General features: G+C 49.2%; 11 protein-coding genes. All 11 read left to right on the top strand.

Annotation, left to right across the window (positions count from 1 at the left end):
• The first annotated feature begins 52 nt into the window (after positions 1–52).
• Positions 53–1,396: a UDP-N-acetylmuramate:L-alanyl-gamma-D-glutamyl-meso-diaminopimelate ligase gene (gene mpl, locus Q0698_RS06835; protein ID WP_298635050.1), complete on the top strand. Its 1,344-nt coding sequence runs from the start codon at positions 53–55 to the stop codon at positions 1,394–1,396.
• Between the two features lie 3 nt (positions 1,397–1,399).
• The gene (locus Q0698_RS06830; protein WP_298635047.1) at positions 1,400–2,002 is read left to right on the top strand and encodes a flavin prenyltransferase UbiX; all 603 of its coding nucleotides are present in this window, start codon (positions 1,400–1,402) and stop codon (positions 2,000–2,002) included.
• Positions 2,003–2,006: 4 nt separating this feature from the next.
• Positions 2,007–4,691: an MMPL family transporter gene (locus Q0698_RS06825; RefSeq protein WP_298635045.1), complete on the top strand. Its 2,685-nt coding sequence runs from the start codon at positions 2,007–2,009 to the stop codon at positions 4,689–4,691.
• On the top strand, positions 4,691–4,942 hold the full coding sequence (locus tag Q0698_RS13335) for a YkgJ family cysteine cluster protein (protein ID WP_366140297.1): 252 nt from the start codon (positions 4,691–4,693) through the stop codon (positions 4,940–4,942). Before Q0698_RS06825 ends, Q0698_RS13335 begins: the two co-directional genes overlap by 1 nt.
• Before the next feature lie 243 nt (positions 4,943–5,185).
• The gene (locus Q0698_RS06820) at positions 5,186–6,151 is read left to right on the top strand and encodes a D-2-hydroxyacid dehydrogenase (protein WP_298635043.1); all 966 of its coding nucleotides are present in this window, start codon (positions 5,186–5,188) and stop codon (positions 6,149–6,151) included.
• Between the two features lie 8 nt (positions 6,152–6,159).
• The gene (locus tag Q0698_RS06815) at positions 6,160–7,416 is read left to right on the top strand and encodes a glutamate-5-semialdehyde dehydrogenase (protein ID WP_298635156.1); all 1,257 of its coding nucleotides are present in this window, start codon (positions 6,160–6,162) and stop codon (positions 7,414–7,416) included.
• Positions 7,397–8,056, top strand: a complete 660-nt coding sequence (nadD, locus tag Q0698_RS06810) for a nicotinate-nucleotide adenylyltransferase (RefSeq protein ID WP_298635040.1) — start codon at positions 7,397–7,399, stop codon at positions 8,054–8,056. The genes Q0698_RS06815 and nadD overlap by 20 nt, the downstream gene beginning before the upstream one ends.
• A 4-nt stretch (positions 8,057–8,060) precedes the next feature.
• Positions 8,061–8,399, top strand: a complete 339-nt coding sequence (rsfS, locus tag Q0698_RS06805; RefSeq protein WP_298635038.1) for a ribosome silencing factor — start codon at positions 8,061–8,063, stop codon at positions 8,397–8,399.
• Positions 8,400–8,407: 8 nt separating this feature from the next.
• Positions 8,408–8,875, top strand: coding sequence for a 23S rRNA (pseudouridine(1915)-N(3))-methyltransferase RlmH (rlmH, locus tag Q0698_RS06800; RefSeq protein WP_298635036.1), 468 nt, complete (start codon positions 8,408–8,410; stop codon positions 8,873–8,875).
• Positions 8,876–8,896: 21 nt separating this feature from the next.
• Positions 8,897–10,756 carry a penicillin-binding protein 2 gene (gene mrdA, locus Q0698_RS06795; RefSeq protein ID WP_298635035.1) on the top strand — a complete coding sequence of 620 codons (1,860 nt, stop codon included), beginning with the start codon at positions 8,897–8,899 and terminating at the stop codon, positions 10,754–10,756.
• The gene (gene rodA, locus Q0698_RS06790) at positions 10,757–11,890 is read left to right on the top strand and encodes a rod shape-determining protein RodA (protein ID WP_298635033.1); all 1,134 of its coding nucleotides are present in this window, start codon (positions 10,757–10,759) and stop codon (positions 11,888–11,890) included. It abuts the gene before it with no gap.
• Positions 11,891–11,897: the final 7 nt, after the last annotated feature.

Raw genomic sequence — 11,897 nt, 5'->3', positions numbered from 1 at the left:
TCATTGTCAATTCAGCAATGGTTTTTATCTTGATCAAATCGTAGGAACAGCAATGCACATACACATTTTGGGGATTTGCGGCACGTTCATGGGCAGCTTGGCGATTTTGGCCAAGGAACTCGGTTATCGAGTGAGTGGCTGTGACCAAAATGTCTATCCGCCGATGAGCACTCAACTTGAGGATGCCGGTATTGAGCTTATTCAGGGGTACGATGTATCTCAGATAGCGCTCCAGCCGGATATATTCGTCATTGGCAACGCTATGAGCCGAGGTAACCCTTTAGTAGAAGAGATTCTAGAACGTGGTTTGCGCTATACCTCAGGGCCGCAATTTTTGCATGAGCACGTATTACCGGAACGTTGGGTCATAGCGGTCTCCGGGACGCATGGTAAGACCACTACCGCCACCATGGTTGCCAGCATTCTTGAATTCGCCGAAATGTCTCCCGGCTTCCTAATTGGCGGAGTTCCTTTAGGCTTCGAGCGCTCGGCACGACTCGGCGAGTCACCATTTTTCGTCGTCGAAGCCGATGAATATGATTCGGCCTTCTTCGACAAACGCAGTAAATTCGTCCATTACCAGCCCAGAACACTCATCATTAATAATTTGGAATTCGACCATGCCGATATCTTCGCAGATTTAGCAGCGATCCAGCGGCAGTTTCACCATGTGATTCGCTTAGTACCTCGTTCGGGTCAAGTGATTTACCCTGCGAAGAGTAAAGCTATTGCTGAGGTAATAGACCAAGGATGCTGGTCAGAGCAGGCGCAGCTAGAGAGTAATGATGGCTGGGCTAGCAAGCTTATCAATGCTGACGGATCTCACTTTTCCGTATTCCTTCACGATGAGAAGGTGGGTGAAGTGCAGTGGGACTCAACGGGCAATCATTCCGTTAGCAACGGCTTGGCCGCAATCGCGGCGGCGCGTCACGTTGGCGTGGCTCCCGCCATCGCCTGTGAAGCGTTGAGTCAGTTTGCTGGAGTTAAGCGGCGCATGGAATGCCTTTGGAACACGCCTGACCTCAAAGTTTATGACGACTTTGCCCATCATCCAACCGCCATTGAAACAACGCTAAACGGGTTGCGTGAAAAGGTGGGTGAGGAAAGGATTTTAGCGGTGATTGAGCCGCGTTCGAACACGATGAAGTCGGGAGTGCATAACCCACTACTAGGGTCATCCGCAACAGCGGCCGATGCCGTTTTATGGTTTGATGAGGATGGTCAAGCGGGGCTTGCTTCGGTGATCCAATCAAACGGACAAACAGTAGTAACCGAGTTTCCCGTTCTAAAAGCAAAAATATTGGCCGAAATTGCCAATTATCAACATATTGTAGTGATGAGTAACGGCGGCTTTGGCGGTCTGCATAAAGCAATTATCGCCCACCTCAAGGAGTGAAGCGTGACGAAAAGAATATCTTTAGCCCTAACGGGAGGCAGTGGCGCTCAATATGGCTTACGCCTACTGGAGGCACTCACAGCGGCTGGCTGTCACGTCTACCTAATGGTTTCGGATGCCGCCTGTGTAGTGATTAATACAGAAACGGATACCCAACTACCAGAAGATCATGACGGCCGTGCCAAAGTCTTTGCTGCTGACCATGTTAATCTACCTGGTAGCTTTGAACTCTTGACGAAAACAGATTGGTTTTCCGCACCGGCATCAGGGTCGAATGCGCCCGATGGGATGGTGATTTGCCCCGCTTCTGGAGGTACCCTTTCGGCAGTGTCCGTCGGGGCTTCCAATAATCTAATTGAGCGGGCTGCAGATGTGATGATCAAGGAGCGTAAGCCGCTTATATTAGTTCCTCGCGAGACACCACTTTCCACGATACATCTGCGAAATATGCTGCAGTTAAGTGAAGTTGGCGCAATTGTTTTGCCTGCCAGTCCAGGGTTCTACAATAAGCCTGCATCCATTAATGATTTAATTGATTTCGTTGTAGCTCGAATTCTCGACCAGTTGAAGGTTGATCAATCTTTGCAGCCAAAGTGGGGAAAATAGCAGTATGATCGATGACGCTTTCGCGGTTCATACTGCGCCCAAGTTCTTCACTCGATGGATGTCCTTGCGGCTTCTAATCATCAGCTTATTTGTCGGACTGTTAGGTGCTGCGATTTGGCAAATTCCCAATGCTCGACTTGATGCATCTTCTGATTCACTAACATTAGAAACTGATCCCGGCTTAGCGCTATATCGATCGGTATCAACTCGATATCGCTCCGGTGACTTCTTTGTTTTAGCATTCAGAGCGCATGACGGCGATGCGTTATCAAACGCCTCCTTGAATACCTTAGAGGCGCTGCAGGAAGACTTAGCGCAGATCGATGGGGTTGAATCGGTCATGTCAGTGCTTAATGTGCCTTTACTTCAAAGCCCACCAGTAGGTTTGGAAAGTTTGAGTTCGGATGCGCGAACACTGCTTAACGCCGAGGTAGATATTGAGATGGCGCGGGCTGAATTCCATGAGAGTCCCGTCTACCGAGATACTTTGCTTAGCGAAGACAACGCGACGACCGCGCTACTCATTTCGCTACCCGTTGATACCGATTACTACGCGCTGGTGGATCAACGTAATGAGTTACTTGGAGAGCCGGAATCAGCTAACGCTGATGGCGCGCTCGAAATTGCGCAGGCACAACTTCTGGCCTATCGCTCGCAACAGCAGGATATTACCAAAGAACGCTTAGCTCAGCTGCGAAGCGTGGTGGCGAAATACGAGCGCAATGCTGATATCTTTATTGGTGGCGTACCAATGATTGCTTCAGATATGCTCGATTTTATTCGTCGAGATATTCAGGTGTTTGGCTTAGCCAGTTTGGCCTTAATGATTGCTGCGCTTGCCTTGTTTTTCCGCAACTGGCGCTGGGTAGCCATACCGTTGACCATGAGTGCGAGTGTAGTCATTTTGATGTCGGGATGGTTGGCAACTATCGATTGGCGGCTCTCGGTCATTTCTTCGAACTTCGCTTCGCTACTTCTAATTATTTCGCTGGCCATCGGTATCCACCTGTCAGTTCGTTTTCGCGAGCTTCGTGCGCTTTCTGATGCGCCCTTAAATGACGTACTTTGGTCATCATTACAGAGTATGTGGAAACCGTGTTTCTACTCGGTTCTTACCACTTTAGTTGCGTTCTTATCGTTGGTTGTGAGCGGCATTCGCCCCGTTATCGACTTTGGTCAGATCATGGCAATGGGGATTACGCTCTCGTTGATACTCACTTTCGCACTATTTCCATTATTAGTTGCTTTGACGAGACCTACGGCAGAGGCCGAGAGAACTTCCCTAACATCGAAGGTTTTAGCTTCCTGGGGGCAGCTATCACTAAATCGTGGTAAACAAATTTTTGCGGTGTCGCTGCTGTTGTTAGTAGGCGCTTCCTACGGTGTCACTCAAGTGAAAGTAGAGAATCGATTTATTGACTACTTTGCTAAAGATACTGAAATCTATCAGGGTATGGCGCTCATCGATCGTGAACTCGGTGGCACCACGCCGCTAGAAATAGTAGTAAGCGCTCCCGACCTGAGTGAAAGTGAAAACCTGGGTTCGGCTGAGAGCTTCGATGGTTTTGACGACGGTTTTGGTAGCGATCCGCAAGCTGAAACAGCTTCAAGCTCCGAAAAAGGATTCGCGGGTGGTTTCGATGATGAATTCGGTGGCGGTTTCGATGATGAATTCGGTGGCGGTTTTGATGATGAATTCGGTGGCGGTTCTGATGATGAATTCGGTGGCGGTTTTGATGATGAATTCGGTGGCGGTTTTGATGATGAATTCGGTGGCGATGCGACGACGGCCTCCTGGTGGTTCTCGACGTCCGGAGTCAACGAGCTGAGAAAACTTCATGAATACATCGATGGTCTTGAGGCGTCTGGCAAGGTAATGAGCCTGGTTACGACTATTGATGTCGCCGAAGGGCTCAATAAGGGGCCGCTTGACGATTTTACCCTAGCCTTTTTACAAACGGTCATGCCCGAGGATATCGCCGCTCAAGTGGTTCGCCCGTATTGGCACGAGGCCACCGATGAGGCTCGCATTGAAGTGCGGGTAGTGGATTCAACACCGGGGCTTTCTAGACAGGCTTATGTGGAAGATATTGTCGCGTTCGCTAATCAGAAGGCTGGCTTAGCTGGGCGCGTAGAAGCGACAGGCATGCTGGTGCTTTATAACAATATGGTGCAGAGTCTGTTTAGCTCGCAAATCGAAACCCTTGGAGCTGTTTTTGTGGGGATTTTCCTCATGTTCTGGTTGCTGTTTAGGCGTTTAGGGTTGGCACTGGTTGCAATCATTCCTAATTTATTAGCGGCAGTGTGCATTGTTGGCTTCATGGGCGTAGCCGGCTTGCCATTAGATTTCATGACGATCACCATTGCCGCCATTGTGGTGGGGATTGGTGTAGATGATTGTATTCACTATGTGATTCGCTATCAGCATGAGCTAGCAATTGATCATGATAAGCGCGCTGCACTAACGAGGGCTCACCACACTATTGGCTCAGCCATGAGTTATACGTCCTGGACAGTCGTACTCGGCTTCGCTGTCTTAGCGCTTTCTAAATTCACTCCTTCAGTGGTATTCGGTTTGCTAACGGCCTCAGCCATGGTCTTGGCACTTACCGGAGCGCTAATTCTACTGCCACGACTACTACTGCTATTGCCGCTGTCACAGCTATTACCAGCTGGGAAACAAGGCTAGTGGAATGTCGATTGGGGTGTGGAGCCTGTTGCATCGCACCCTCAATCAACACGGCGATCCCTGGGATGCCACATGGCAAACCCGCGAATGTTCGATGTGTTAATCTCACCGACGATAATCTGTGTGTACTCTTTGAGACGCCTGATAGACCGGAACTGTGCGCCCAATTTGAAGCAACGCGAGAAAACTGCGGCAATAGTTCGGCTGAGGCCATTAAGATTCTCACGGATCTAGAGGACGCAACTCGATAGCTGGTAATAGGCAAGCAGAGTAGTGGTTTATCCTGTGATTTCTTGGCTCAGCTCTCGCATAGTTGTTCAGCATCTAAGCTCTACCTTCAGCAGTCGTTACGCTTAGATTCGCCACAGCGCTGCTCGCTGGGAAGCGGGTTCAAATTCCTATAACCAACTGTTTGCCGGAGTATAGATAAAGGTTGCTGTGATAATTAACTTGAAACTTGTATCCTTGGACTTTTCGTTAATGAGAGTAGCACCATGCGAATCGTGATTCTTGATGCGGAGTCAATGCACCCGAGCGACCTAGATCTATCATCTTGGTGCCCCGCGGGAGCTGAGCTAATTCAGTTTGACAATACTGCTCCGAAAGACGTGGCCGCTAGGCTAGCGAATGCCGACGTAGCCATTTTGAATAAAGTGGTTATTGGGCCGGCAGAATTAGTATTAGCTACTCAACTTAGACTCATTGCGGTGACCGCAACGGGAACGAATAATATCGATTTTTCTGCTACGAAAGCTGCTGGAGTAACGGTTATTAACGCGGTTAATTACGGCACTCAGTCAGTGGTTCAGCATGCATTAAGTCTCATCTTCGCGCTATCCGGTAATTTACTGTCGTACGCACACGAAGTTGCCGACGATCGTTGGGCTGATAGTGATCATTTCTGCTCGTTAGCATACCCCATTAGTGAACTCACAGAAAAGACATTGGGCATTATTGGTTACGGTGTTCTTGGGCAGGAGCTGGCTCGCCAGGCTAGACTTCTGGGCATGCGGGTTATCGTGGCACAAAGTGTCCGTGAAGGGGCGGTGACAGCGCCGGATCGAGTTTCGTTGAATCAGTTACTCCAACAGGCTGATGTGGTTAGCCTACATTGCCCGTTAACTAACGATACCCGAGGATTGATTGGCTTAGCTGAACTCAAAATGATGAAGTCAGATGCATTGCTAATTAACTGCGCCCGCGGGGGTATTGTCTGTGAGACGGCTTTGGTAGAGATGCTGAATAGTGGTCATCTTGGCGGTATTGGTTTCGATGTACTTGCGGTTGAGCCACCGGCAAAAAATCACCCTTTAATTAATACTTCACACCCAAATGTCGTTATCACTCCGCACGTTGCCTGGGGCTCGCGTAATGCCCGTCAGACGTTAGTAGACCAAATAGGTGAAGACCTAGCGGCCTTTATTACTGGACAGCCACTTAAAAGAGAGGTGAGAGGATGAGTGCAGAGATGGATGTCAGTGATTATATATTGCAGCTTGGCAAACAGGCGAGACACGCCTCTAGGCAAGCCCGAGCGCTCTCCACCGATGAAAAAAACAAAGCTCTCCATAGCATTGCTGAGATTATTCAAGCTCGCCGAGCTGTGTTAGTTGCCGCAAACAGCGAAGATGTGCAGGCGGGAAGGGAGCGCGGCTTATCTGATGCCATGTTGGACCGGCTAATTCTTACCCCCGAAAGGATAGATGGTATGCTGGAAGGGCTGCGCCAGGTTGCGGATTTGGCTGATCCAGTGGGTGAAATAACAGATTTAAGCTATCGCCCTAGCGGTATTCAAGTAGGAAAAATGCGCGTTCCTCTAGGTGTGGTGGGCATTATTTACGAGTCCAGACCTAACGTGACCTTAGAGGCCGCGAGTTTGTGTTTGAAGTCCGGTAACGCAACGGTTCTTAGAGGCGGTAGTGAGGCGATTCACAGCAATCGCTGTATCGCCCAGTGTATCACTGACGGGTTAGCTGCAGCCGACGTAGACCCGGCCATTATCCAGCTAGTAACCACTACTGACCGAGCCGCCGTAGGCGCCATGATTACGATGCCTGATCATATTGACGTTATCATCCCTCGCGGCGGTAAGACCTTAATTGAACGTATTACCGCCGAGGCAAGCGTGCTGGTAATTAAACACTTAGATGGTATCTGCCATACCTATGTGGATAAATTTGCAGATCTGGACAAAGCCTTATCGGTAAGCATCAATGCGAAAACGCAGCGCTTTGGTACCTGTAACACGACTGAGACATTATTGGTGCATCAAGAGATAGCTACACAATTTCTCCCGCGTTTTGAAACACAAATAGCCTCGTTTGAGGTAGAGCTTCGAGGCTGCGAGCAGGCATTAGCTATTCTGTCTAAGGCAACACCTGCTTCATCGGTAGATTGGGCGACGGAATACCTGGCACCGATTTTAAGCATTAGGGTAGTGGAGTCACTGGCGGCTGCGATGACACACATCGAAACCTATAGTTCGGCACATACTGAAAGCATCATTACCCAAGACTATTCTCGAGCGCGTAGGTTTATGACCGAAGTCGATTCCTCTAGTATCATGGTGAATGCCTCGACACGCTTTGCCGATGGTTTTGAGTACGGTTTAGGTGCCGAGATAGGTATCTCGACAGATAAATTTCATGCTCGAGGCCCCGTTGGCCTAGAGGGCTTAACCTCGCAAAAATGGATTGTATTGGGCGATGGACACACCCGAGCTTAGCAAGTTGATTGCCGTCTATGGCGGTACTTTCAACCCCATTCACCAAGGCCACCTGCAAGCGGCGGAGGAAATATCTGTACTGTGTGGTACGGATAGTCTATTGCTAGTACCTGCAAGCATTCCGCCACATCGGGCGGTACCTTCCGTGACTTTTGCACATCGATTGAAGATGGTCGAGCTAGCCATCGCTGGGCGGGAAGGTTGGCGCGTTGATGATCGAGAGGCACGTCGGAATGCGCCATCCTATACCATCGACACCTTAGCTTCTCTGCGTGACGAACTGGGCCCAGATGTAAGTCTGGCATTCTGTGTCGGCAGTGACGCGTTTCAAAGTATTAATACGTGGCATCGTTGGGAAGAACTAACGGATTTCGCGCATGTTATTGTTGCCCAGAGATGCGATATGATGGCGCCGCTCAATTCGATAGTTGAAAAGTGGTCGGCATCTAAGGTATTGTCGGCGCCGTCTCAGCTGAGAGATCGCCCCAGTGGTGGTGTTTTACACTTGAGTCAGAGACCAATGAACTGCTCGTCGTCAGATATTCGAGCAAAATTGGTGCAAGGGGCGAGTCCCAATCTATTATTACCAGAGTCGGTGTTGCAGTATATTAAGCAACAGCATCTCTACCAAACTGAGTAACCATATGACCGATCCAATGATCAAAGTCGTCGTAGACGCGCTAGAAGATATCAAAGCTGTTGATATTACTGTTCTGGATGTCAGCGACAAGACAGACGTATTCGATACCATCATCATCGCTACCGGTAACTCTAACCGTCAGGTTAACGCGCTGGCGGCTAACGTTGTGGACGAAGTAAAGCAACGTGGAATTCAGCCCATTGGTGTTGAAGGTCGTGAGGCGTCAGAGTGGGTGCTTGTGGATCTAGGCGATATTGTTGTCCACACGATGCTGCCAGCTATCCGTGAGTTCTATGCACTAGAAAAACTTTGGGGTGATACCCCTGAGGCTCAAGTCGAGTAAGCCTCGCTATGAAAGTGACCATCATCGCTGTTGGCACTAAGATGCCTGCTTGGGTTGAAGCAGGCTGCGGCGAGTATATAAAGAGACTACCACGAGACTATAACCTCAGGTTCATAGAGATTCCGGTAGGTGCCCGCGCAAAGAACCCTGATATTCAACGTGCCAAACAGAGTGAAGCGGACGCAATACTCGCTACGATACCTAAAGGTGACTGGGTAGTAGCCTTAGATGTGGCGGGGAAAATTTGGAGCACCGAACAGCTCGCAACCCATTTAGACTCGTGGCGCATGTCGGGCAATAATGTCTGTATCTTAATTGGCGGACCTGATGGCTATGCGCCGTCAGTGTTGGCTAGAGCAAACCAGCGTTGGAGTATGTCACACCTCACATTACCGCACCCGCTAGTTCGAATAGTACTTGCGGAACAGCTATACAGAGCGCACACTATATTGCACAATCATCCCTATCATAAATAGTAATATCTAGGCCGCGGTGCAATGGCTCAAAACCAAATAAAGAATATTGAGCTGGAACTGAAAATCTTTCGTCGTCGTATTTGGGTGGCAGGTTTATTTGTTTTGTTGCTCACCGGTATACTTGTAGCTAGATACGCTTTCCTTCAGGTGGAAATGTACGACCAGTTTCGCACCCAGGCCAATGAAAACCGAATCCTTACCGAACCCATCCCTCCTTCGCGAGGACTAATCCGAGCCCGAGATGGCGAACTTATTGCTAGAAGTAGGCCGTCGTATACCTTATCTATAGTACCTGAGCGCGTTAATGATATTGACGCCACTATCGACACATTAAGCCAATGGGTCACGATTAGCGAGGGTCAACGTCGGCGCTTTTTTCGTCGCGTTGGCGAACGGCGTCGGCCCTTTTCACCCGTTATTCTGCGTTTTGAGCTATCGGAAACAGAAATTGCTCGCGTCGCGGTTCAACGTCATCATTTAGAGGGCGTTGAAGTGGCTGCACATTCGGTTCGAGATTACCCATTTCGCGGCTTATTCGCCCACTCGTTAGGCTACGTTGGTCGTATCAATGAGCGAGAGTTAGCGCAATTAAATGCTGAGCGCTATGCCGGAACCTTGGGAATTGGCAAAACGGGTATTGAGAAAAATTGGGAAGACGAGTTGATGGGTTATCCTGGGCAGCAGGAGGTTGAGGTCAATGCTCGCGGTCGTGCCTTGCGAACCCTTGAGGCGAGACCACCCTCGGTGGGTAATGAACTTATTTTAACACTTGATTTAGCGGTCCAGCAGGCGGCGTTTGATGCACTCGACGGTCGACGTGGTTCAGTCGTCGCTATCGATGTTAACAATGGTGAGGTATTGGCGTTAGTCTCAACCCCAGCGTTTGACCCCAATCTCTTTGTGACGGGGATTAGTCACGAAAATTACCGACTTTTGGTAGAAGATCTCGACTCCCCCATGTTCAATCGTGCTATTCAAGCACGATACCCACCGGGTTCAACCGTTAAGCCACAGATTGGTTTGGCGGGTTTACACTATAACTTAGTTAACCCAAGCCAAGAAATTGATGATCATGGCTATTTTACGTTGCCAAACGACGATCATCGTTACCGGGATTGGAAACCAGAGGGCCACGGGAAAGTCAATTTCTTCGATGCTATGGCGCAGTCCTGTGACACCTACTACTACCTGTTGGCCTACGAAATGGGTATCGATCGTTACTCCAGTTTCCTTGAGGGATTCGGTTTTGGAGAATTAACGGGTATTGATTTACCACAGGAGCGGCGAGGCATCCTGCCATCTAGACAGTGGAAGCGGGACTACCGCGGTCGCGCGTGGTACCCCGGGGACACTATTAATGTAGGAATTGGTCAGGGTTTCTTTTTAGCGACACCGCTGCAGCTTGCTCATGCGACTGCAACCGTTGCAAGCAAAGGCAAGCGTTATCGCCCGCATCTTGTTAAGACAATTCTCGGTGCAGAGAGTAGAGTGATTGAACCTGAGATAGTTAATGAGATTAAGGTGGCTGACGAAGACTGGGATGATATTCATATTGCCATGCACGATGTTGTTCACTCGCTGCGTGGAACCGCTCGTGGATTATCTCGCAACAGCACCTACGAGTTAGCCGGAAAATCAGGAACTGCTCAAGTGGTGGGTATTGCACAGGATGCTGAATATGATTCCGACGAATTGAACGAACGTCTCCGTGATCACGCTTTATTCGTGGCCTTCGCGCCATACGAAAAACCGCAGATAGCGGTGGCGGTGATTATCGAAAATGGCGAAGGCGGGTCTACTGTGGCGGGACCTGTAGCGAAACAAGTAATGGATAGTTGGCTACTCGATGACCGCGGTCAACTAAAACAGGAGTTTCAATAGATGCGCGATTTTAGCCGTCAGTCGAAAAATTCCTTTGAATCGGCAAGCTCCTGGCTGGGCAGATTACATATTGATTTACCGCTTTTGCTGCTACTATTGATGCTCACTTCGCTCGGCGTCGCCGTTTTGTATAGTGCGTCGGATCAAAGTATGGCGACGGTAAAGCGGCAGCTAACTTTCTTTGCGATTGCCTATGGTGCAATGTTTATCGTCGCTCAGTTCAAGCAAGAAACCTTAATGCGTCTGGCGCTGCCGGCTTGGATATTCGGGGTATTTCTTCTCATTCTTGTGGAGTTTATTGGCGTGGGTGCGAAAGGTGCTCAACGTTGGTTGGATCTTCCTGGCCTACCTCAATTCCAGCCGAGTGAAATTATGAAGCTAGCGCTTCCTATAGCGCTTGGAACTTGGCTTCAGAATCGTCAGCTTCCGCCATCATTTAAGGACCTCGCGGTAGCCTCGGCTATTATATTCGTCCCGGTGCTACTCATTGCTACTCAGCCCGATTTAGGTACCTCAATCCTGATTGCTGCCAGTGGCCTAATCGTCATATTGGTTGCGGGGATATCATGGAAACTTGTTTTCGTCTGTCTCGGCTCACTCATCGCAGCAGGACCCGTATTTTGGATCTTTCTCCTCAAGGACTATCAGAAAACTCGTATTTTAACGCTGTTTGATCCGGAGGTAGATCGCTACGGGGCGGGCTGGAATATTATTCAATCTAAAATTGCTATTGGTTCTGGAGGTATTGACGGAAAAGGCTATTTGTCTGGGACGCAGAGTCAATTAGATTTTCTACCTGAGAGCCATACTGATTTCATTATTGCGGTATTTGCTGAAGAGTGGGGACTCACAGGTGTGTTAGCTTTGTTGACACTTTATTTGTTGATTATCGCTCGTGGTTTGTGGATTGGCCTTAACGCCCAGGAGACCTTCGGTAGGATGGTTGCCGCCGCAGTTACGCTGACATTCTTTGTTTATGTATTTGTAAATATGGGTATGGTATCGGGCTTATTACCGGTTGTTGGAGTTCCGCTCCCACTGGTGAGTCAAGGTGGTACTTCGATTGTCACCTTGATGGCAGGATTTGGATTATTAATGAGTATCAGTACCGAAAAGAAACGACTTTGGTACTGAGCAAAAC

This window comes from uncultured Umboniibacter sp. (assembly GCF_947497555.1).
Lineage (GTDB): Bacteria > Pseudomonadota > Gammaproteobacteria > Pseudomonadales > DSM-25080 > Umboniibacter.
This window is presented reverse-complemented; position numbering and strand designations above follow the sequence as displayed.

What these genes read in the sequence shown, in the direction of transcription:
- mrdA (WP_298635035.1), top strand. Translation starts at nt 8,897, where the DNA reads ATGGCTCAAAACCAAATAAAGAATATTGAGCTGGAACTGAAAATCTTT.
- Q0698_RS06815 (WP_298635156.1), top strand. Translation starts at nt 6,160, where the DNA reads ATGGATGTCAGTGATTATATATTGCAGCTTGGCAAACAGGCGAGACAC.
- mpl (WP_298635050.1), top strand. Translation starts at nt 53, where the DNA reads ATGCACATACACATTTTGGGGATTTGCGGCACGTTCATGGGCAGCTTG.
- nadD (WP_298635040.1), top strand. Translation starts at nt 7,397, where the DNA reads ATGGACACACCCGAGCTTAGCAAGTTGATTGCCGTCTATGGCGGTACT.
- Q0698_RS06825 (WP_298635045.1), top strand. Translation starts at nt 2,007, where the DNA reads ATGATCGATGACGCTTTCGCGGTTCATACTGCGCCCAAGTTCTTCACT.
- rodA (WP_298635033.1), top strand. Translation starts at nt 10,757, where the DNA reads ATGCGCGATTTTAGCCGTCAGTCGAAAAATTCCTTTGAATCGGCAAGC.
- rsfS (WP_298635038.1), top strand. Translation starts at nt 8,061, where the DNA reads ATGACCGATCCAATGATCAAAGTCGTCGTAGACGCGCTAGAAGATATC.
- rlmH (WP_298635036.1), top strand. Translation starts at nt 8,408, where the DNA reads ATGAAAGTGACCATCATCGCTGTTGGCACTAAGATGCCTGCTTGGGTT.
- Q0698_RS06820 (WP_298635043.1), top strand. Translation starts at nt 5,186, where the DNA reads ATGCGAATCGTGATTCTTGATGCGGAGTCAATGCACCCGAGCGACCTA.